This window comes from Escherichia sp. WS1368 (genome assembly GCF_046487485.1).
Classification (GTDB): domain Bacteria; phylum Pseudomonadota; class Gammaproteobacteria; order Enterobacterales; family Enterobacteriaceae; genus Escherichia; species Escherichia coli.
In genome coordinates, this window is the sequence record NZ_JBJQJI010000003.1 from 107,984 (window position 1) to 129,692 (window position 21,709).

The 21,709-nt window shown below is 51.5% G+C and carries 23 protein-coding genes; 10 read left to right on the top strand and 13 right to left on the bottom strand.

Annotation, left to right across the window (positions count from 1 at the left end):
• Positions 1-5: 5 nt before the first annotated feature.
• Genes ACJHYD_RS09260 through cmtB form a run of 6 tightly spaced genes read right to left on the bottom strand, consistent with a single transcriptional unit; the run spans position 6 to position 5,360 of the window.
• On the bottom strand, positions 6-719 hold the full coding sequence (locus tag ACJHYD_RS09260) for a nucleoside/nucleotide kinase family protein (protein WP_000687733.1): 714 nt from the start codon (positions 717-719) through the stop codon (positions 6-8).
• Positions 716-1,225: a fumarase E gene (gene fumE, locus ACJHYD_RS09265; RefSeq protein WP_000224125.1), complete on the bottom strand. Its 510-nt coding sequence runs from the start codon at positions 1,223-1,225 to the stop codon at positions 716-718. The genes ACJHYD_RS09260 and fumE overlap by 4 nt, the downstream gene beginning before the upstream one ends.
• Before the next feature lie 21 nt (positions 1,226-1,246).
• Entirely contained in the window at positions 1,247-2,212 is a 966-nt protein-coding gene (gene glpX / locus ACJHYD_RS09270) for a class II fructose-bisphosphatase (RefSeq protein ID WP_000987287.1), read from the bottom strand.
• Positions 2,209-3,486: a zinc-binding dehydrogenase gene (locus tag ACJHYD_RS09275; protein ID WP_001578953.1), complete on the bottom strand. Its 1,278-nt coding sequence runs from the start codon at positions 3,484-3,486 to the stop codon at positions 2,209-2,211. The genes glpX and ACJHYD_RS09275 overlap by 4 nt, the downstream gene beginning before the upstream one ends.
• Positions 3,487-3,500: 14 nt before the next feature.
• Positions 3,501-4,889: a PTS mannitol transporter subunit IICB gene (cmtA, locus tag ACJHYD_RS09280; protein ID WP_001598605.1), complete on the bottom strand. Its 1,389-nt coding sequence runs from the start codon at positions 4,887-4,889 to the stop codon at positions 3,501-3,503.
• Between the two features lie 27 nt (positions 4,890-4,916).
• A complete protein-coding gene (cmtB, locus tag ACJHYD_RS09285) occupies positions 4,917-5,360 on the bottom strand; it encodes a PTS mannitol transporter subunit IIA (RefSeq protein ID WP_001598606.1) in 444 nt (147 codons plus the stop codon).
• A gap of 376 nt (positions 5,361-5,736) precedes the next feature.
• On the opposite strand from cmtB, the gene ACJHYD_RS09290 reads away from it, so the two are divergent.
• Positions 5,737-6,645 (top strand): prohibitin family protein, encoded by a 909-nt coding sequence (locus ACJHYD_RS09290; RefSeq protein WP_000646928.1) that lies wholly within the window; start codon positions 5,737-5,739, stop codon positions 6,643-6,645.
• Between the two features lie 44 nt (positions 6,646-6,689).
• Here the strand turns inward: ACJHYD_RS09290 and tkt are convergent, their stop codons facing one another.
• Positions 6,690-8,681, bottom strand: a complete 1,992-nt coding sequence (gene tkt, locus ACJHYD_RS09295; protein ID WP_000098615.1) for a transketolase — start codon at positions 8,679-8,681, stop codon at positions 6,690-6,692.
• A 277-nt stretch (positions 8,682-8,958) separates the two neighbouring features.
• On the opposite strand from tkt, the gene loiP reads away from it, so the two are divergent.
• On the top strand, positions 8,959-9,717 hold the full coding sequence (gene loiP, locus ACJHYD_RS09300; protein WP_001297457.1) for a metalloprotease LoiP: 759 nt from the start codon (positions 8,959-8,961) through the stop codon (positions 9,715-9,717).
• A gap of 47 nt (positions 9,718-9,764) precedes the next feature.
• Here loiP and speB read toward each other — a convergent pair whose 3' ends face one another.
• The 6 genes from speB to yqgD all read right to left on the bottom strand — a co-directional run bounded on the left by speB (position 9,765) and on the right by yqgD (position 14,413).
• Positions 9,765-10,685 (bottom strand): agmatinase, encoded by a 921-nt coding sequence (gene speB / locus ACJHYD_RS09305; RefSeq protein WP_000105566.1) that lies wholly within the window; start codon positions 10,683-10,685, stop codon positions 9,765-9,767.
• 135 nt (positions 10,686-10,820) lie between these two features.
• Positions 10,821-11,552 (bottom strand): hypothetical protein, encoded by a 732-nt coding sequence (locus ACJHYD_RS09310; protein WP_000758884.1) that lies wholly within the window; start codon positions 11,550-11,552, stop codon positions 10,821-10,823.
• A 145-nt stretch (positions 11,553-11,697) separates the two neighbouring features.
• On the bottom strand, positions 11,698-13,674 hold the full coding sequence (speA, locus tag ACJHYD_RS09315; RefSeq protein WP_001295380.1) for a biosynthetic arginine decarboxylase: 1,977 nt from the start codon (positions 13,672-13,674) through the stop codon (positions 11,698-11,700).
• Positions 13,675-13,682: 8 nt separating this feature from the next.
• The gene (gene yqgB / locus ACJHYD_RS09320) at positions 13,683-13,814 is read right to left on the bottom strand and encodes an acid stress response protein YqgB (protein WP_001297406.1); all 132 of its coding nucleotides are present in this window, start codon (positions 13,812-13,814) and stop codon (positions 13,683-13,685) included.
• Positions 13,815-13,907: 93 nt separating this feature from the next.
• Positions 13,908-14,051, bottom strand: a complete 144-nt coding sequence (gene yqgG / locus ACJHYD_RS09325; RefSeq protein ID WP_001297404.1) for a protein YqgG — start codon at positions 14,049-14,051, stop codon at positions 13,908-13,910.
• 110 nt (positions 14,052-14,161) lie between these two features.
• Positions 14,162-14,413, bottom strand: a complete 252-nt coding sequence (gene yqgD / locus ACJHYD_RS09330; RefSeq protein ID WP_001303651.1) for a protein YqgD — start codon at positions 14,411-14,413, stop codon at positions 14,162-14,164.
• Between the two features lie 55 nt (positions 14,414-14,468).
• Between yqgD and metK the strand changes: the two genes are divergently transcribed.
• From metK to ruvX, 8 genes are all read left to right on the top strand, one after another.
• A complete protein-coding gene (gene metK / locus ACJHYD_RS09335; protein WP_001062128.1) occupies positions 14,469-15,623 on the top strand; it encodes a methionine adenosyltransferase in 1,155 nt (384 codons plus the stop codon).
• A gap of 435 nt (positions 15,624-16,058) precedes the next feature.
• Entirely contained in the window at positions 16,059-17,453 is a 1,395-nt protein-coding gene (gene galP / locus ACJHYD_RS09340; protein WP_001112301.1) for a galactose/proton symporter, read from the top strand.
• Between the two features lie 76 nt (positions 17,454-17,529).
• The gene (locus tag ACJHYD_RS09345) at positions 17,530-18,027 is read left to right on the top strand and encodes a SprT family zinc-dependent metalloprotease (RefSeq protein ID WP_001300769.1); all 498 of its coding nucleotides are present in this window, start codon (positions 17,530-17,532) and stop codon (positions 18,025-18,027) included.
• A gap of 94 nt (positions 18,028-18,121) precedes the next feature.
• On the top strand, positions 18,122-18,829 hold the full coding sequence (endA, locus tag ACJHYD_RS09350; RefSeq protein WP_000286497.1) for a deoxyribonuclease I: 708 nt from the start codon (positions 18,122-18,124) through the stop codon (positions 18,827-18,829).
• 79 nt (positions 18,830-18,908) lie between these two features.
• Complete coding sequence (rsmE, locus tag ACJHYD_RS09355) at positions 18,909-19,640, top strand: 16S rRNA (uracil(1498)-N(3))-methyltransferase (RefSeq protein WP_001222509.1); 732 nt, start codon at positions 18,909-18,911, stop codon at positions 19,638-19,640.
• 12 nt (positions 19,641-19,652) lie between these two features.
• Positions 19,653-20,603, top strand: a complete 951-nt coding sequence (gene gshB / locus ACJHYD_RS09360) for a glutathione synthase (protein WP_000593273.1) — start codon at positions 19,653-19,655, stop codon at positions 20,601-20,603.
• A 108-nt stretch (positions 20,604-20,711) separates the two neighbouring features.
• Positions 20,712-21,275, top strand: coding sequence for a YqgE/AlgH family protein (locus ACJHYD_RS09365; RefSeq protein WP_001053178.1), 564 nt, complete (start codon positions 20,712-20,714; stop codon positions 21,273-21,275).
• Positions 21,275-21,691, top strand: a complete 417-nt coding sequence (ruvX, locus tag ACJHYD_RS09370; RefSeq protein ID WP_000017111.1) for a Holliday junction resolvase RuvX — start codon at positions 21,275-21,277, stop codon at positions 21,689-21,691. Before ACJHYD_RS09365 ends, ruvX begins: the two co-directional genes overlap by 1 nt.
• Positions 21,692-21,709: the final 18 nt, after the last annotated feature.

Here is a 21,709-nt window from a genome sequence, read left to right on the forward strand (position 1 = left end):
AATTGTCAGCTTTTGAAGTGATATCTGCCTTCTTCGGTCATCTCTACTATCAGATTGGCCTGACAACTATTCATCAGCACACGCTCGACATTGGGGCCATCGGTTCGGGCATAAAAAGCTTCGGCTTCTTGCCGCGATAATCCTCCCGCAATTTTACGACTAATCAAGCGCTCCCGCAGAATTTGAGCAGGTGCATGAATAAAAATAGAAAAATCGCAGAAAGATGCCAACTCCTGCCACTTTTCATCATCCAGTAATAGCCAGTTTCCTTCGACGATGACGAGTGGTGCGGTAACGTGCAACGCATCTTCAACAGGATCATGCTTTTGTCGATCGTACTGCGGCCACGTACAATCCCCTTCCACGACCTGGCGCAGATTTTCCGCCAGTTTCGCAACGTCAAATGTCTCTGGTGCGCCTTTGAAGGGGCGCAATTGATGCGCATCCAGCCAGCTATTGTAATGATGAAAACCATCCATCGGCAGCGTCTGAATAGCGGGTAGTTCCGGGTCTTGTTGCGCGAGATATTCCAAGAAGGTGGTTAGGGTAGATTTACCCGTCCCCGGCGGAGCGCAAAGAAAAACTACCGTACGCCGCTGCGGATTTACCGTCTGTAAGGCCGCCAGCATACGCAGTAGCGGTTTATGAACATTTTCAATTTCATCATCAGAGTACTGCGCCTGTACCTTTAGTCCATTCACCGTCAGTTCGATTTTCACGGCGTTAATTCCTTTAAGGTGGTCGTTACTGCCAGCGTCAGCGCCGTTTTGACCATCCCGCTAAAACGCGCCTCTGACCAGACGGCGAAATCGGCGAATTTCATCGCTTTCAACGCGTCATAGAGACTCGCATTGCGGATTATGCTATTGACGTTGCTGATAAAATCCCAGGTTATATCATCGGCAAATCCGGGCGTTTCATCCTGTTCGTTCAGGTAATGCCAAAACTGGGAAAAATGCGTGATATCGGCGTACAACCATTTATCCATTTTCCCCAGCGCGTAAATCAAACGCAGTGCAACATCAATATCGTCAAGCGGGCCGCTTTGGGCGAGTAACGGCTTCACTGCATATTCGACGATCTCTTCATCATTATCGACAAACAGCGACGGCAGAAACTGGCGTATCCCCTGGAGCAAAATAGAATGCGCAGTTTTCATAAATGAAAATAAATTGTCCTGTGCATCCAGTTGCTCAAGCACATCATCTTCTGTCAGCGTCGCCATTGGTCTTCCGATAGATCACCATCAATGCAGGGAGTCTATTATATTACACGTTTGGTCCGCGCCGCCGATCAGTAATGTCTGCGTCCGCACCCCATTCGCCGTCTGTTGGATACCGTTCACTAGCTCGCCGCCCGTCACGCCCGTAGCGCTAAAGAGGATATCGTTCCCCCTCACCAGTTCATCGAGCGAGTACACACGGTTAACGTCAACGCCCATTTCCTTGCAACGCTTGCGCTCCTGCTCTGCAATCTGCCGATTTTCCGTGTAATCCCCTTTAGCCTGACAAAAGTCAATCAGCTCGGCCTGCATATCCCCGCCTAATGCTTTAACGGCACAGGCAGAAATCACGCCTTCTGGCGCACCGCCGATGGTGTACATCACATCGTAAGGATTATCCTGCCAGCAGGTCAGCACGCTGGCGGCGACATCGCCATCCGGCAGGGCAAAAACCTTCACGCCCAGCTGTGTTGCTTCCTCAATTGCGGCACTCAGGCGCGGTTTATCCAGCGTAACCATACGCAGCTTGTCCAGCGGTTTGCCTAACGCTTTCGCCACGTTGCGCAAGTTGTCCGCCAGAGGCATGGACAGATCAATCGCGCCCGCCGCCAGCCGATTAACAACCAGTTTTTTCATATACATATCGGGCGCGTGTAACAGGCTATCTCGAGGGGCGAAAGCCATGACCGCCAGCGCATTGCTCTGCCCCATCGCCACCATCCGCGTACCTTCAATCGGGTCAACCGCGATATCGACTTCTGGCCCATCGCCTTTGCCCACCTCTTCGCCAATCCACAGCATCGGCGCATGGTCAATCTCTCCCTCGCCGATAACCACTCGCCCACGAAAAGCGACGTCGTTTAATGCCTGGCGCATCGCGGTGACCGCCAGGCCATCAATTTTATTTTTGTCGCCACATCCGGTTTGCGGCCAGGCAGCCAACGCTGCCTGTTCCGTAACGCGAAATAATGGCCACGCCAGGGACATCATTGTGCGGCCTCCCCGATATCAACGCCAAATTGCGCCAGCAGATATTTCTCGGCCTGCTCATTCCAGATGCCGTGCGTTTCCTCAACCAGCCGCGCCAGCTCTTTAAACAGCGGATCGGTTTTGCCTTTTTCGGCAAAATCGGCAATGGCAGTCAGCGGCATGGTCACGCCGTTATAAATGAGTTTTTTACCGCCGGGGATATCCGGCAGATTGAGCACGGTATCAGGCACCGCATCCAGCCCACCGATATGGGTCACCATAAACGACGGCTGCAACTGCCCTGTGGCGCTAAGCGCAATCGCCTCTTTCATGTCGTCCGTTGAACCGCCGGACGTACCGACGACATGCGTGCTGTTGTAATGGACGTTGTAGAAATTAAACGGCACTTTGAAGTTTTTATCCGTCGGCCCGGCAAAGAAGTTCAGGCAGCCATCTTCCGCCAGTAATTCATCAGCCATCTCGACGACTGAAGGCACCGCTGCATAGACAAATACGTCATCAAATCCGGCATCATCCGTCAGCGCCCGCAGCGTCTGGACCGGATCGCTCATCCCTTTGGTATTCACATACACCAGCTCAATGCCTTTACTGGCCGCCAGTTCCACCGGCAGCAGCTTCTCTACCTGCGCCAGGCGTTTGTCGTCGATATCGACCACCACCACCCGCGACGGTTGTATGCCGCCGTTAATGGCGTAATCGATAGCGCCAATGCCCATCGGACCAGCACATGCCAGCAGCGCAATATTGCCGCCAGGTTTAACGCCCATGCGATGCTCATAAACATATTGCGTGGTGTGATAATTGGCATGATAAGCGCCAATAATGCAGCACATAGGCTCTGCCAGCGACGCCGCAGCAAAATAAGAGCCGTGATACGGTAATACGCAGCCCAAATTAATGGCGATTTCGGGAATAATCATATAGGTGGCGTTACCGCCAAAATATTCGTAGCTGTAGCCCGCTGAATATCCGCTTGGTAACCCCATCGCCGGTTGCAATACAAAACGCTGGCCTTTTTTATATTTGCCAGCGAGATTTTTACCCACTTCAACAATAACCCCGGCACATTCATGCCCGGTAATGACCGGATGATTTTCTAAATCGTCGGGTACGCGTTTATGTTCACTACCGAGTAACGCCGCTTTCCAGGTCGATAAACAGACGCTGTCAGAAATCACACTCACTAACAGTTCATTATCGGTAATTTCTGGCAGTTCAAATTCGCGCAGACGGACATCCCGCTTGCCATAAATAGCAGCAACTTTGGTTTTCATTTTTACCTCGGCAATCAGTTTTTATGTTCGGCGGTTAATTGATTAAATAAAGTGTCGAGTTTTGGATCGCCAATATAGTTATTAATCAGTATCAGCGGTTTATCCGTCACACGTTTCACGCGCCCTTCCAGACTGGCATGAGTAACAACGATATCCGCATCCGCAGGCACGTTTTCTATCGCGTAATGTTTTACTTCAATTGCCAGCCCCGCTTTTTCCAGACGTTTACGGAAGGTGGTTGCGCCCATCGCGCTGGAGCCCATCCCCGCATCGCAAACAAAGGCGATACGCTTAACCCGGCTTAACGAGAATGCACCCTCTTGTTTCATCGCCTTAACCGCATTGGCTGACTGAGCAAACTCATCTTCGTTCTCCGTTTCCACCGTTTTTTCCATCTTCAGTATCAGCGAAGTGATAGCAAAGGACACCAGGGTACCTACCGTAACACCAGCAATTGTCGCCAGGAATGAGCCTTTCGGCGTCAGCGCCAGGTAAGCAAAGATAGACCCCGGACTTGGGCCAGCCACCAGACCACCGTCCAGTAAGTTAAACATCCAGGTGCCAGACATACCGCCCGCAATCATGGCAATAATGGTCAGTGGCTTCATCAGCACATACGGGAAATACAGTTCGTGGATACCGCCGAGGAAGTGAATAATCATCGCACCAGGTGCGGAGCGCTTACTCATCCCTTTACCAAACAGAGTGAATGCCAGCAACAGTCCTAAGCCAGGCCCTGGATTGGATGCCACCATAAAGAAGATGGATTTGCCGTTAACTGATGCCTGTTGCATTCCCAGCGGATAATAGACGCCCTGATCGATCGCATTATTAAGGAAAAGCACTTTCGCCGGTTCATTGATGACTGACAGCAAAGGCAGATAACCCGCATGTACCAGCGCCTCAATACACTCTTTGACGAAAGTATTGGCAATTAACACCGCAGGGCCGATCACTTCAAAACCCAGCAGACAAAGGAGCATCCCCGCGATACCTAATGAGAAGTTATTGATAACCATCTCAAAACCAGCAGGTATGCGTTTTTCCAGCGACTTGTCGATATATTTAATCACCAGACCACCGAGCGGCCCCATAATCATCGAGCCAAGGAACATCGGGATTTCAGCGCCGACGATCACACCAATCGTACCAATTCCGCCCATGACCGCGCCGCGTTTACCGCCGACCAGATGACCACCGGTAGAACCAATCATCACTGGCAATAAATAGGTAATCATCGGACCGACAATTTTGGCGAAATGCTCATTCGGCAGCCAGCCGGTGGGAATAAATAACGCCGTTATAAAACCCCAGGCTATGAAAGCGCCGATATTGGGGATGACCATTGCAGTCAAAAAGCCCCCAAAAGCCTGGACCTTTGCACGAGCAGACTTGTTTTCCATAATATTATCCTGTAGATGAGAGAGTCATTATCCGCGGCTGATAATGTCCGCTAATTGTTTTTCTGATGATGCTGTTAAGAGTTGTTCGAGTATTTCTTCTTCGCACAGTAATTCACTTAACGCCTGAATAGCGCCAATGTGCGAATCGGCATCGGCAGCAGAAAGGCCGATGAGTAATTTTATCGGTTCGTCATTCCCCGGAAAATAAACACCTTGTTTAAGTAACGTTAAAGACATCCCGGTTTTAAGCGCCCCACATTCCGGTCGCGCATGAGGCATTGCCACACCTGGTGCGAGAGTATAATAAGGGCCATTGTTAATGGTGGAATCTTTAATTGCCTGAATGTAATTCTCGCTGATATAGTTTTTATCCAGCAATGATGCCATCGAGAAATCGATAGCTTCCTGCCAGTCTTTTGCTGAATGTATAACTGAGATTGATGATTTTGGAAAATAATCAATAAACCGCATAAATTATCCTTATTTTATTTTTAGGGTACCGTCCGGCGGTAAAAATAAAATACTCGTGCGGTTTAATGAAAGCAATTGGGTACGCGAGAAGAAAAACCCCATGAACAAAAATAATAAAACCTTAAATAACAACAAAATGAAATTGATATTTTTAAAGTCAACTTTGTATTTGTTATGTTTATCACAAAATCAACATTTTGATTGTTGTTGTATTTGTGATGCATATCGCCATTTATTTATTGAATGTCCGAAAACATACTTTTTTAATGCAATGTTTTTTCGCTATACCCCTTTATAGATTCTGAATTCTCACCTGTCGGCTATTTTCTCCTCACCTCATGTGACATATTCCCCACTTTACTCAAGGAAGATTCATATGAAAGCACCTGTTTCAATAACCTCATTTCGCCCACAAAAATCTATTGCTATCGTCATTGGCGTGCTTGCCGTGGTTGTGCTGCCATTTCTCTCGTATTACACCGTTAATGAAGGTGAACGCGGCATTTTGCTGCGCTACGGAAAAATCGTAAAAGTTGCCGAGCCGGGTCTGGGTTTTAAGATCCCTTTTATGGAAAGCGTGGAGAAAATTTCCACGCGTAATCAGGCTGTGGTTTATCAGGGATTACAGGCCTACAGCCGCGACCAGCAACCGGCACAAATGACAGTATCAGTCAGCTTCCACATTAAACCTTCAGAAGCTGGCGCAGTTTATACAACCTACAACACCATTGAATCTTTAAAAGAGCGTCTGATCGTCCGCCAGCTGCCAACCCAACTGGAGAACGTTTTCGGGCAATATACAGCCATCAGCGCGGTACAGGATCGTACAAAACTGGTTCAGGATCTGCAAAATGCAATGCGTAAAGCCGTTGTTGGCCCGGTGGTGATTGATGGTGTTCAGATTGAAAATATTGATTTTTCTGACGCTTATGAAAAATCGATTGAAGATCGAATGAAAGCAGAAGTCGCCATTGCCACACGTAAGCAAAATCTGGAAACAGAGAAAATCCAGGCGCAAATAGCGGTAACTCAGGCCCAGGCAGAAGCAGACAGTAAACTGGCGGCAGCCAAAGCAGAAGCTGAGACTATTCGCGTAAGAGGCGCGGCAGAGGCTGAAACTATTCGTTTAAAAAGTGCGGCTGAAGCAGAAGCGATCCGCCTGCGCGGTGAAGCTCTGCGGGATAATCCCGGACTTGTTGCCCTCACCACTGCTGAGCGTTGGGACGGTAAGCTACCCGATACCATGATCCCCGGCAGTACAGTTCCGTTTATCTCCACCAAGTAAAAAAGGGCCGCTTTCGCGGCCCTTCTCACAAAGCATCTTACCGATTACAGCAGCGCTTTCGCTTTCGCAACAACGTTGTCAACGGTGAAACCGAACTCTTCAAACAGTTGCTCTGCAGGAGCAGATTCACCGAAGGTGGTCATGCCGACGATAGCACCGTTCAGGCCAACATACTTGTACCAGTAGTCAGCAATGCCAGCTTCCACCGCAACACGAGCGGTAACCGCTTTCGGCAGTACGGATTCACGGTAAGCCGCATCCTGCTTGTCGAATGCATCGGTAGACGGCATGGAAACCACGCGCGCTTTCACGCCTTCGGCAGTCAGTTTTTCGTAGGCAGCAACCGCCAGTTCAACTTCAGAACCGGTCGCGATGAAGATCAGTTCCGGCTGACCGGCACAGTCTTTCAGCACATAACCACCGCGCGCGATGTTTGCCAGCTGCTCTTCAGTACGTTCCTGCTGCGCCAGGTTCTGACGGGAGAGGATAAGCGCAGTCGGGCCGTCCTGACGCTCAACGCCGTATTTCCACGCGACCGCGGATTCAACCTGGTCACATGGACGCCATGTGGACATGTTCGGGGTCACGCGCAGTGAAGCGACCTGCTCTACCGGCTGGTGAGTCGGGCCATCTTCGCCCAGACCGATGGAGTCGTGGGTGTAAACCATCACCTGACGCTGTTTCATCAGCGCAGCCATACGTACGGCGTTACGTGCGTATTCCACGAACATCAGGAAGGTGGAGGTGTACGGCAGGAAACCACCGTGCAGGGAGATACCGTTAGCAATCGCGGTCATACCGAACTCGCGAACACCGTAGTGGATGTAGTTACCCGCAGCATCTTCGTTGATTGCTTTAGAACCAGACCACAGGGTCAGGTTAGACGGTGCCAGGTCAGCAGAGCCGCCGAGGAATTCCGGCAACAGCGGACCGAACGCTTCAATCGCATTCTGAGACGCTTTACGGCTGGCGATTTTCGCCGGATTAGCCTGCAGTTTAGCGATGAACTCTTTCGCTTTGGCGTCGAAGTCAGACGGCATTTCGCCTTTCATACGGCGGGTAAATTCAGCGGCTTCCTGCGGATAAGCTTTCGCGTAAGCAGCGAATTTCTCGTTCCATGCGGATTCTTTCGCCTGGCCTGCTTCTTTCGCATCCCACTGAGCATAGATTTCAGACGGGATTTCGAACGGTGCATATTTCCAGCCCAGCTGTTCGCGGGTCAGGGCGATTTCAGCATCGCCCAGCGGCGCACCGTGGGAGTCGTGCGTACCGGCTTTGTTCGGGGAACCGAAACCGATGATGGTTTTGCACATCAGCAGGGACGGTTTGTCAGTCACTGCGCGCGCTTCTTCTACTGCGCGTTTGATGGATGCCGCGTCATGACCGTCGATGTCGCGAATAACGTGCCAGCCGTAAGCTTCGAAACGCATTGCGGTGTCGTCGGTGAACCAGCCTTCAACGTGACCATCGATAGAGATACCGTTGTCATCGTAGAACGCAATCAGTTTACCCAGCTTCAGCGTACCCGCCAGAGAACAAACTTCGTGGGAGATGCCTTCCATCATGCAGCCGTCGCCCATGAAGGCGTAGGTGTAGTGGTCGACGATGTCGTGGCCCGGACGGTTAAACTGCGCCGCCAGCGTTTTTTCTGCAATCGCCATACCGACTGCGTTGGCAATACCCTGACCCAGCGGACCTGTAGTGGTTTCCACACCAGCGGTGTAACCCACTTCCGGGTGGCCCGGAGTTTTAGAGTGCAGCTGACGGAAGTTTTTCAGTTCTTCCATCGGCAGATCGTAACCGGTGAGGTGCAGCAGGCTGTAGATCAGCATGGAGCCGTGGCCGTTGGACAGCACGAAGCGGTCACGGTCAGCCCAGGACGGATTCTGCGGGTTGTGTTTCAGGAAATCACGCCACAGGACTTCGGCAATGTCAGCCATACCCATAGGGGCACCCGGGTGACCGGATTTGGCTTTCTGTACTGCGTCCATGCTCAGCGCACGAATAGCATTGGCAAGCTCTTTACGTGAGGACATTTTGACTCCAGATCGGATGATGAAGGGCACGCCCTTAACGACTTGACGACAGCGCGTTTTGGGCTACGCCGGAAAATTTGCCAACAATTTACCGCAAGCCGCGCGTCATGTACATGGAACATCCTTTTGCCGCTTCAGAAATCTCTGGATCATGCTCGCATGTTGCGCAATCTACTCGCCCGTCCGCTGCGCTTTTCCTTATACTGAGACTAAGCGTCGATTCACCTGCAAACGGCGCATTTTTAGAATAATCCTGACCTTGTGCGGAAGAGAAAACATGAAAATTCGCGCCTTATTGGTAGCAATGAGCGTGGCAACGGTACTGACCGGTTGCCAGAATATGGACTCCAACGGACTGCTCTCATCAGGAGCGGAAGCTTTTCAGGCTTACAGTTTGAGTGATGCGCAGGTGAAAACCCTGAGCGATCAGGCATGTCAGGAGATGGACAGCAAGGCGACGATTGCGCCAGCCAATAGCGAATACGCTAAACGTCTGACAACTATTGCCAATGCGCTAGGCAACAATATCAACGGTCAGCCGGTGAATTACAAAGTGTATATGGCGAAGGATGTGAACGCCTTTGCAATGGCTAACGGTTGTATCCGCGTCTATAGCGGGCTGATGGATATGATGACGGATAACGAAGTCGAAGCGGTGATCGGTCACGAGATGGGGCACGTGGCGTTAGGCCATGTGAAGAAAGGGATGCAGGTGGCACTTGGTACAAATGCCGTGCGAGTAGCTGCGGCCTCTGCGGGCGGGATTGTCGGCAGTTTATCTCAATCACAACTCGGTGATCTGGGCGAGAAATTAGTTAATTCGCAATTCTCCCAGCGCCAGGAAGCAGAAGCCGATGATTATTCTTACGATCTTCTGCGCCAACGCGGCATCAGCCCGGCAGGTCTTGCCACCAGCTTTGAAAAACTGGCGAAGCTGGAAGAAGGCCGTCAAAGCTCAATGTTTGACGACCATCCAGCATCCGCCGAACGCGCCCAGCATATTCGCGATCGTATGAGCGCGGATGGAGTTAAGTAAGCATTTTATTACGCCGGATTTGACGCATAACGCATCTTATCCGGCGCTTACTCGCCCTTTTTCGCTGCCTGAATATACAGCATCTCCAGCGCCAGCGTCGCCGCAGCCAGAGCGGTGATTTCCGACTGATCGTATGCCGGAGCCACTTCCACTACGTCCATCCCAACAATGTTGAGATCTTTCAGGCCGCGTACCAGTTTAATGGCGCGATCAGAGGTCAGGCCGCCAATCACCGGCGTACCAGTTCCCGGCGCGAAAGCAGGATCCAGACAGTCGATATCAAAAGTCAGGTAAACCGGCATATCACCTACAATCTGTTTCACCTGAGCGATAACGTCATCCACGCTGCGATCGTTCACCTGGCAGGCGTCCAGCACGGTAAAGCCGTTGTCTTTATCGAACTCAGTACGAATACCAATCTGCACGGAATGATTCGGGTCGATCAGACCTTCTTTCGGCGCGGTATAGAACATGGTCCCGTGGTCAAATTCACAACCGTTCGCATAGGTGTCGGTGTGGGCGTCAAAGTGTACCAGCGCCATTTTGCCGAAATGCTTCGCATGAGCACGCAGCAGCGGCAGCGTAACAAAGTGGTCACCACCGAAGGAGAGCATACGCTTACCGGCAGCCAGCAGCTTCTCGGCGTGCGCCTGCAGCTTCTCGCTCATCTCACGGGCATCTCCGAAGGCATATACCAGATCGCCGCAGTCCACGACGTTCAGGCGCTCACGCATGTCGAAATTCCACGGGAAGCGATTGTGTTCCCAGGCCAGATTCGTCGAAACCTGACGGATCGCTGCCGGACCGTGGCGTCCCCCCGCACGACCAGAAGTGGCCATATCGAACGGCACGCCAGTAATCACCCAGTCAGCATCGCTGTCATATGGCTGGAAGTTCATCGGCAGGCGTAAAAAACCAAAGGCGTTGGAAACCAGTGAGTTATCGTATTGATGACCTAAGGTGCTCATGGATGGACTCCTATTACAAAGTCGATATAAAAAAACCCTTCCGCGTCGTTAGGCCCGACGAGGAAGGGTTGGATTTGCGAAACACAAGTTTGCGCTAATTATCGCCTTAAATGGACGAGGCATCAAGCGAGGTTGCTATTTCCGACACGGTGGCGGCGCATAGCCATTGTTATCTGCCGGAAAGGCTTGTCCAGAGCACGGTGGCATCGCGTTTTGCGCCGGGCCTTGTAATTCAAAGGCGGCAAAGCCGATTACCCCGGTATTACGCACATCGCCTTGCGCCGAATTGGCTGCGTAGGAATCAGCAACGTTGGCGAACTGAAAAGCCGCTTCGGTATGTTTATCTTTGCGGAATCCTTTAATCGCTAACGAATCTCCGGCATTCACAATATAGCCTTTGTTATTCAGCGAACCTTGCTTGCCGTTCAGCACATCCAGGCCATCAACCGTAGCAACGATCTCGTAGTTGGTGTTACGACTGTAATTGCGGACATATAATTGATAATTCATTCCGACTCTGGCATGGACAATATAGCGTGGTTCATTATTTGACGAATCATAAACCCGCGTAATAGGTAGAGAATTAAAATTACCATCGCGAATAGCATATTCAAGTTCGTTAATACGAATGCTATAAACGCGGTCGTAGCCCGAAGGAACAGTAGTCGAATAACTAATAACGATCATCTCTGCCGGATCGCGCCAGACTCGTTCAGCAGATACGCCCTGAACCGATGAGTGTACATCCCCACCCCAGGCGGTGCCGACATTGCCTGATGCACTGCTATTATACTGCGCATTACTGGAACAACCGGCCAGCAGCACGGCTAATGCTATCAACGCGCTACGTACTTTCCATTTTTTCATAACCGTTCCCTCTGCATTTAATTAATGCAGCGATTGTAGGGAGATTATTTAATAAGAAAAGCAGCTAAATTATTTTTAAGAATATATAAAAAGAAAGCGGGCCGATTTACGTAAATAAATCGACCCGCCAGCGGAATAATCTTAATTATTCATCTTCAAGATAAGTATAACCGTACAAACCTGCCTCGAACTCTTCAAGGAACTGTTGTTGCAGTTCAGCATCAAGATCGGTTTTCTTCACTTGATCGCGGAACTGGGTTAACAGCGTTTTCGGATCGAGCTGTACATATTGCAGCATGTCCGCCACGGTATCGCCTTCGTCAGACAGTTCTACTTCTACGCTACCGTCAGGGAACACGAACACGTCAACCGCTTCGGTATCACCGAACAGGTTGTGCATATTGCCGAGGATCTCCTGATATGCGCCGACCATAAAGAAACCGAGCATCGGCGGATTCTCTGGATCGTACTCCGGCATTGGCATTGTCGTGGCAATACCATCACCATCAATATAGTGGTCGATAGCACCGTCAGAGTCACAGGTAATATCCAGCAGCACAGCGCGACGTTCCGGCACTTGATCCAACCCTTCCAGCGGCAGAACCGGGAACAACTGGTCGATCCCCCACGCATCCGGCATCGACTGGAACAGCGAGAAGTTTACGTACATTTTGTCAGCCATACGTTCCTGCAATTCATCGATAATCGGACGATGCGCACGGTTTTGCGGATCCAGTTGCTTCTGCACTTCATGGCACATGCTCAGATAGAGTTGTTCTGCCCATGCACGTTCTTGCAGGCTAAAGGTGCCGGAAGAGTAGCCGATATGAATATCGTGCAGATCCATCTGGCTGTCGTGTAACCATTCACGCAGAGAACGGCGAGTTCCCGGTTCGTGCATCTCCTGCCAGGTTTCCCACATGCTTTGCAGGGCGCGCGGTGCGTCTTCTGCAGGTGCGGTCGGCACCGTGTATTCGTTACGTTCCACGCCGATGATATTTGACACCAGCACGGTGTGATGCGCAGTCACCGCACGACCCGACTCGGTGATTACCGTCGGATGCGGCAGACCATTTTCTTCACACGCATCACCAATCGCCCAGATGATGTTGTTAGCGTATTCATTGAGGCCGTAGTTCACCGAACAGTCGGACTGCGAACGGGTGCCTTCATAGTCCACGCCCAGACCGCCGCCGACGTCGAAGCACTGAATATTGACGCCCAGCTTGTGCAGCTCAACATAGAAACGCGCGGATTCACGAACGCCTGTCGCGATATCGCGAATATTCGCCATCTGCGAACCGAGGTGGAAGTGCAGCAGTTGCAGGCTGTCGAGACGCCCGGCTTCACGCAGGGTTTCAACCAGTTGCAGTACCTGAGTCGCCGCCAGGCCGAACTTCGATTTTTCCCCGCCGGAGGACTGCCATTTACCGGAGCCCTGCGAAGCCAGACGTGCACGCACGCCCAGACGAGGAACGACATTCAGACGTTCTGCTTCATCCAGCACAATGGCAATTTCTGACATCTTCTCAATGACCAGATAGACCTTGTGGCCCATCTTCTCGCCAATTAATGCCAGGCGGATATATTCGCGGTCCTTATAACCGTTGCAGACGATGACGCTACGGGTCATGCCAGCATGTGCCAGCACCGCCATCAACTCCGCTTTGGAACCGGCTTCCAGGCCCAGCGGTTCGCCCGAATGAATCAGGGACTCAATCACGCGGCGGTGCTGGTTAACTTTGATCGGATAAACGAGGAAGTAATCGCCGTTATAGCCGTAGGATTCCCGCGCACGTTTGAACGCGGCGTTAATAGAACGCAAACGGTGCTGCAGGATCTGTGGGAAACAGAACAGTGCAGGCAGACGCTGGCCCTGTGCTTCACGAGTTTTCACTAACTGCGCGAGATCGACGCGAGCTTCCGGGACGTCCGGGTCCGGGCACACGCTAATGTGGCCCAGCTCGTTAACGTCATAGTAGTTATTGCCCCACCAGGCAATATTGTAAGTACGCAGCATCTTGCTGGCTTCCTGGGAGCTCATTGCAACCTCCTGCATGGAGCGTAGTACACCGTGTTCGCCCGCTGACGAAGGCAAACCCATAGACATGTCGTCAGACATAGCGAACCTCAAATTATTTTATTAAGTGTAAAACAGTTAACGACTATCGCAGCCTGGAACTGCGATAACAACCCATAAGCACATGGATTTTCCAGCAGTGAATGCTGACGCTCCAACTGCGCAACCGGTTTCTTTTTCATAACATTATTAAGCACATAACCGAACGTAAGTGTGACAGTTCGGCGAAACCACGAGAAAACTCTTGTTTTTACAAGAGCGCCCTTGTTCAGTCCTCAGTAACTGTAACCAGCTCTTGAATCCTGAGAAGCGCCGAGATGGGTATAACATCGGCAGGTATGCAAAGCAGAGATGCAGAGTGCGGGGAACGAATCTTCACCAGAACGGTGAGACAGGTTAAGCAGCAGACAACGGTTCATTATTTCGTATCACCTCCACGGCCGCCTGTTAAGACGAACCCACAAGCCAAAACTCTGATTTCAACCCGGCTGGAAGTGGCAACACGAAAGAAACGTCGTGTGCTTTTTATTTAAGCCGCGCGCCGCGTTTTATACCCCACAATGGCAGAAAATTGCAAAAGATAAATACGCAGAATGCCAGCATTGTCAGGAAAAATTTCCAGCCACGTTTTTAACAGAATGAGACACGATTCAAAAAAAAGTGGAAATCGGGTGAAGAATTGACCTAAAATAGCCATCCAGATGTTAATCCATCCATACCGATTAACACTCAGACTGCCAGTGTTTTTAACCTGCAGAGTCGTGGTAGGATCCGCTACCACAGAAAATCCACACAACAGTTTGAGCTAACCAAATTCTCTTTAGGTGATATTAAATATGGCAAAACACCTTTTTACGTCCGAGTCCGTCTCTGAAGGGCATCCTGACAAAATTGCTGACCAAATCTCTGATGCCGTTTTAGACGCGATCCTCGAACAGGATCCGAAAGCACGCGTTGCTTGCGAAACCTACGTAAAAACCGGCATGGTTTTAGTTGGCGGCGAAATCACCACCAGCGCCTGGGTAGACATCGAAGAGATCACCCGTAACACCGTTCGCGAAATTGGCTATGTGCATTCCGACATGGGCTTTGACGCTAATTCCTGTGCGGTTCTGAGCGCTATCGGCAAACAGTCTCCTGACATCAACCAGGGCGTTGACCGTGCCGATCCGCTGGAACAGGGCGCGGGTGACCAGGGTCTGATGTTTGGCTACGCAACCAATGAAACCGACGTGCTGATGCCAGCACCTATCACCTATGCACACCGTCTGGTACAGCGTCAGGCTGAAGTGCGTAAAAACGGCACTCTGCCGTGGCTGCGCCCGGACGCGAAAAGCCAGGTGACTTTCCAGTATGACGACGGCAAAATCGTTGGCATTGATGCTGTCGTGCTTTCCACTCAGCACTCTGAAGAGATCGACCAGAAATCGCTGCAAGAAGCGGTAATGGAAGAGATCATCAAGCCGATTCTGCCCGCTGAATGGCTGACTTCTGCCACCAAATTCTTCATCAACCCGACCGGTCGTTTCGTTATCGGTGGCCCGATGGGTGACTGCGGTCTGACTGGTCGTAAAATTATCGTTGATACCTACGGCGGCATGGCGCGTCACGGTGGCGGTGCATTCTCTGGTAAAGATCCATCAAAAGTGGACCGTTCCGCAGCCTACGCTGCACGTTATGTCGCGAAAAACATCGTTGCTGCTGGCCTGGCCGATCGTTGTGAAATTCAGGTTTCCTACGCAATCGGCGTGGCTGAACCGACCTCTATCATGGTGGAAACTTTCGGTACTGAGAAAGTGCCTTCTGAACAACTGACTCTGCTGGTACGTGAGTTCTTCGACCTGCGCCCATACGGTCTGATTCAGATGCTGGATCTGCTGCACCCGATCTACAAAGAAACCGCAGCATACGGTCACTTTGGTCGTGAACATTTCCCGTGGGAAAAAACCGACAAAGCGCAGCTGCTGCGCGATGCTGCCGGTCTGAAGTAATTTTTCTTCACCTGCTTTCAAAGGCCAGCCTCGCGCTGGCCTTTTTCTTTTACCTCACCGCGGTGGATAGGCGTTCACGCCGCATCCGGCAAAAAGCTGCCCGCACAATAACATCATTCTTCCTGAACACGTTTTACCGCAAATTATCATCGCTACTGAAACCGATTACACCAACCACGCCAGACAAAGATTTGTAATATTTTCATATTATTATTCGGATTTCATAGTTGTTACATTTCTTTTCAGTAAAGTCTTAATTGCAGATAACAGCGTTTAATCTATGATGATATAACTCAATTATTTTCATGCACTTAAATCATAACCAAGATAAATGTTAGTGTAAGCGATTACACTGATGTGATTTGCTTCACATCTTTTTACGTCGTACTCACCTATCTTAATTCACAATAAAAAATAACCATATTGGAGGGCATCATGCCTGACGCTAAAAAACAGGGGCGGTCAAACAAGGCAATGACGTTTTTCGTCTGCTTCCTTGCCGCTCTGGCGGGATTACTCTTTGGCCTGGATATCGGTGTAATTGCTGGCGCACTGCCGTTTATTGCAGATGAATTCCAGATTACTTCGCACACGCAAGAATGGGTCGTAAGCTCCATGATGTTCGGTGCGGCAGTCGGTGCGGTGGGCAGCGGCTGGCTCTCCTTTAAACTCGGGCGCAAAAAGAGCCTGATGATCGGCGCAATCTTGTTTGTTGCCGGTTCACTGTTCTCTGCGGCTGCGCCAAACGTTGAAGTACTGATTCTTTCCCGCGTTCTGCTGGGGCTGGCGGTGGGTGTGGCCTCTTATACCGCACCGCTGTACCTCTCTGAAATTGCGCCGGAAAAAATTCGCGGCAGTATGATCTCGATGTATCAGTTGATGATCACTATCGGGATCCTCGGCGCTTATCTTTCTGATACCGCCTTCAGCTACACCGGTGCATGGCGCTGGATGCTGGGTGTGATTATCATCCCGGCAATTTTGCTGCTGATTGGTGTCTTCTTCCTGCCAGACAGCCCACGTTGGTTTGCCGCCAAACGCCGTTTTGTTGATGCCGAACGCGTGCTGCTACGCCTGCGTGACACCAGCGCGGAAGCGAAACGCGAACTGGATGAAATCCGTGAAAGTTTGCAGGTTAAACAGAGTGGCTGGGCGCTGTTTAAAGAGAATAGCAACTTCCGCCGCGCGGTGTTCCTTGGCGTACTATTGCAGGTAATGCAGCAATTCACCGGGATGAACGTCATCATGTATTACGCGCCGAAAATCTTCGAACTGGCGGGTTATACCAACACTACCGAGCAAATGTGGGGGACGGTGATTGTCGGCCTGACCAACGTACTTGCCACCTTTATCGCAATCGGCCTTGTTGACCGCTGGGGACGCAAACCAACGCTAACGCTGGGCTTCCTGGTGATGGCTGCTGGCATGGGCGTACTCGGTACAATGATGCATATCGGTATCCACTCTCCGTCGGCGCAGTATTTCGCTATCGCCATGCTGCTGATGTTTATTGTTGGCTTTGCCATGAGTGCCGGTCCGCTGATTTGGGTACTGTGCTCCGAAATTCAGCCGCTGAAAGGCCGCGATTTTGGCATCACCTGCTCCACCGCCACCAACTGGATTGCCAACATGATCGTTGGCGCAACGTTCCTGACCATGCTCAACACGCTGGGTAACGCCAACACCTTCTGGGTGTATGCGGCTCTGAACGTACTGTTTATCCTGCTGACATTGTGGCTGGTGCCGGAAACCAAACACGTTTCGCTGGAACATATTGAACGTAATCTGATGAAAGGTCGTAAACTGCGCGAAATCGGCGCTCACGATTAATCTCCTCAGGCTTCCTCCCGTCGCGGAGGAAGCCACCTCTTGCAGTCATCTTTTCTTCGCTCTATCCTCTGCCGCTATGAAAACATCCCGTCTCCCTATCGCCATCCAACAGGCCGTTATGCGTCGCCTGCGGGAAAAACTCGCCCAGGCCAACCTGAAGCTAGGGCGTAACTACCCGGAGCCAAAACTCTCTTACACCCAGCGCGGCACCTCCGCCGGAACAGCCTGGCTGGAAAGCTATGAAATCCGCCTCAATCCCGTTTTGCTGTTGGAAAACAGTGAAGCCTTTATTGAAGAAGTGGTGCCGCACGAACTGGCACATTTGCTGGTATGGAAACATTTCGGCCGCGTAGCGCCACATGGCAAAGAGTGGAAGTGGATGATGGAAAACGTGCTGGGCGTTCCCGCCCGTCGTACGCATCAATTTGAACTGCAATCCGTGCGTCGCAACACCTTCCCCTACCGCTGCAAGTGCCAGGAGCATCAGCTTACCGTACGCCGCCATAATCGCGTAGTTCGTGGCGAAGCCGTCTATCGCTGTGTTCACTGCGGCGAACAACTGGTCGCAAAATAACCATCTGAACTATCAGGAACTTTCCTGATCTGGCTGATTGCATACCAAAACAACTTTCGCTACGTTGCTGGCTCGTTTTAACACGGAGTAAGTGATGTACCGTTATTTGTCTATTGCTGCGGTGGTACTGAGCGCAGCATTTTCCGGCCCGGCGTTGGCCGAAGGTATCAATAGTTTTTCTCAGGCGAAAGCCGCGGCGGTAAAAGTCCACGCTGACGCGCCCGGTACGTTTTATTGCGGATGTAAAATTAACTGGCAGGGCAAAAAAGGCGTTGTTGATCTGCAATCGTGCGGCTATCAGGTGCGCAAAAATGAAAACCGCGCCAGCCGCGTAGAGTGGGAACACGTCGTTCCCGCCTGGCAATTCGGTCACCAGCGCCAGTGCTGGCAGGACGGTGGACGTAAAAACTGCGCCAAAGATCCGGTCTATCGCAAGATGGAAAGCGATATGCATAACCTGCAACCGTCAGTCGGCGAGGTGAATGGCGATCGCGGCAACTTTATGTACAGCCAGTGGAATGGCGGCGAAGGCCAGTACGGTCAATGCGCCATGAAGGTCGATTTCAAAGAAAAAGCCGCCGAACCACCAGCGCGTGCACGCGGTGCCATTGCGCGCACCTACTTCTATATGCGTGACCAATACAACCTGACACTCTCTCGCCAGCAAACGCAACTGTTCAACGCATGGGACAAGATGTATCCGGTTACCGACTGGGAGTGCGAGCGCGATGAACGCATCGCGAAGGTGCAGGGCAATCATAACCCGTATGTGCAACGCGCTTGCCAGGCGCGAAAGAGCTAACCTACACTAGCGGGATTCTTTTTGTTAACCCCTACCCCACGCGTACAACCGCGTGGGGAGACGACGCGGATTTTTAACTATGCGTATCCCCCGCATTTATCATCCTGAACCACTGACCAGCCATTCTCACATCGCGCTTTGCGAAGATGCCGCCAACCATATCGGGCGCGTACTGCGTATGGGGCCGGGACAGGCGTTGCAATTGTTTGACGGTAGCAACCAGGTCTTTGACGCCGAAATTACCAGCGCCAGCAAAAAAAGCGTGGAAGTGAAGGTGCTGGAAGGCCAGATCGACGATCGCGAATCTCCGCTGCATATTCACCTCGGTCAGGTGATGTCGCGTGGTGAAAAAATGGAATTTACGATCCAGAAATCGATCGAACTCGGTGTAAGCCTCATTACGCCACTTTTTTCTGAGCGCTGCGGCGTTAAACTGGATAGTGAACGTCTGAACAAGAAGCTCCAGCAGTGGCAGAAGATTGCAATTGCTGCCTGTGAGCAGTGTGGTCGTAACCGGGTGCCGGAAATCCGTCCAGCGATGGATCTGGAAGCCTGGTGTGCAGAGCAGGATGAAGGACTGAAACTGAATCTTCACCCGCGCGCCAGTAACAGCATCAATACGTTGCCGTTACCGGTTGAACGCGTCCGCCTGCTGATTGGCCCGGAAGGCGGTTTATCGGCAGATGAAATTGCCATGACTGCCCGCTATCAATTTACTGATATCCTGTTGGGACCTCGCGTTTTGCGTACAGAGACAACTGCGCTCACCGCCATTACCGCGCTACAAGTACGATTTGGCGATTTGGGCTAACGGAGAAGAATAATGATCAAGCTCGGCATCGTGATGGACCCCATCGCAAACATCAACATCAAGAAAGATTCCAGTTTCGCTATGTTGCTGGAAGCACAGCGTCGTGGTTACGAACTTCACTATATGGAGATGGGCGATCTGTATCTGATCAATGGCGAAGCCCGCGCCCATACCCGCACGCTGAACGTGAAGCAGAACTACGAAGAGTGGTTTTCGTTCGTCGGTGAACAGGATCTGCCGCTGGCCGATCTCGACGTGATCCTGATGCGTAAAGACCCGCCGTTTGATACCGAGTTTATCTACGCGACCTATATTCTGGAACGTGCCGAAGAGAAAGGGACGCTGATCGTTAACAAGCCTCAGAGCCTGCGCGACTGTAACGAGAAACTGTTTACCGCCTGGTTCTCTGACTTAACGCCAGAAACGCTGGTTACGCGCAATAAAGCACAGCTGAAAGCGTTCTGGGAGAAACACAGCGACATCATTCTTAAGCCGCTTGACGGTATGGGCGGCGCGTCGATTTTCCGCGTGAAAGAAGGCGATCCAAACCTCGGCGTGATTGCCGAAACCCTGACTGAGCATGGCACTCGCTACTGCATGGCGCAAAATTACCTGCCAGCCATTAAAGATGGCGACAAACGCGTGTTGGTGGTGGATGGCGAGCCGGTGCCGTACTGCCTGGCGCGTATTCCGCAGGGGGGCGAAACCCGTGGCAATCTGGCTGCCGGTGGTCGCGGTGAACCTCGTCCGCTGACGGAAAGTGACTGGAAAATCGCCCGTCAGATCGGGCCGACACTGAAAGAAAAAGGGCTGATTTTTGTTGGTCTGGATATCATTGGCGACCGTCTGACTGAAATTAACGTCACCAGCCCAACCTGTATTCGTGAGATTGAAGCAGAGTTTCCGGTGTCGATCACCGGAATGTTAATGGATGCCATCGAAGCACGTTTACAGCAGCAGTAACCCACCTTAGCGAGAAGGATCTCGTTGAGACTCTGAGTGACAGCGCCCTTCTTTCCACGCATACTGGGCGCTGTTGCTTTTTTGAACCAGGAAACAGAACCTCTGACAATGAATTTACAGCATCACTTTCTTATTGCCATGCCTGCTCTCCAGGATCCGATTTTCCGTCGTTCCGTGGTCTACATTTGCGAACATAATACCAATGGTGCAATGGGGATCATCGTCAACAAGCCGCTGGAAAATCTCAAAATTGAAGGGATTCTGGAAAAGCTGAAGATCACGCCGGAGCCGCGTGATGAATCAATCCGTCTGGATAAACCGGTTATGCTCGGCGGTCCGCTGGCTGAAGATCGCGGGTTTATTTTGCATACTCCGCCCTCCAATTTTGCTTCCAGCATTCGCATTTCAGACAACACGGTGATGACCACTTCCCGCGATGTGCTGGAAACGCTCGGCACCGATAAACAACCGTCTGACGTGTTGGTGGCTCTGGGCTATGCCTCCTGGGAGAAAGGTCAACTGGAACAAGAAATTCTCGATAACGCGTGGCTAACGGCCCCGGCGGATCTGAATATTCTGTTCAAAACACCGATTGCCGACCGCTGGCGCGAGGCGGCAAAACTGATTGGTGTGGATATTCTCACCATGCCTGGTGTGGCAGGGCACGCCTGATGAGTGGAACCTTACTCGCCTTCGACTTCGGCACCAAAAGCATTGGCGTAGCGGTCGGCCAACGCATTACCGGCACCGCTCGCCCTTTGCCTGCAATTAAAGCGCAGGACGGTACGCCGGACTGGAACCTCATCGAACGTTTACTGAAAGAGTGGCAGCCTGACGAAATCATCGTCGGTTTGCCGCTGAATATGGACGGCACCGAACAGCCGTTAACCGCCAGAGCGCGCAAATTTGCCAACCGTATTCATGGTCGTTTCGGTGTTGAAGTAAAGCTCCATGACGAGCGTCTTAGCACTGTGGAAGCCCGTTCCGGTCTGTTTGAACAGGGCGGCTATCGGGCGCTCAACAAAGGCAAAGTTGACTCTGCCTCTGCGGTTATCATTCTCGAAAGTTATTTCGAGCAGGGATATTAAGGCGATTTACGTCATCGC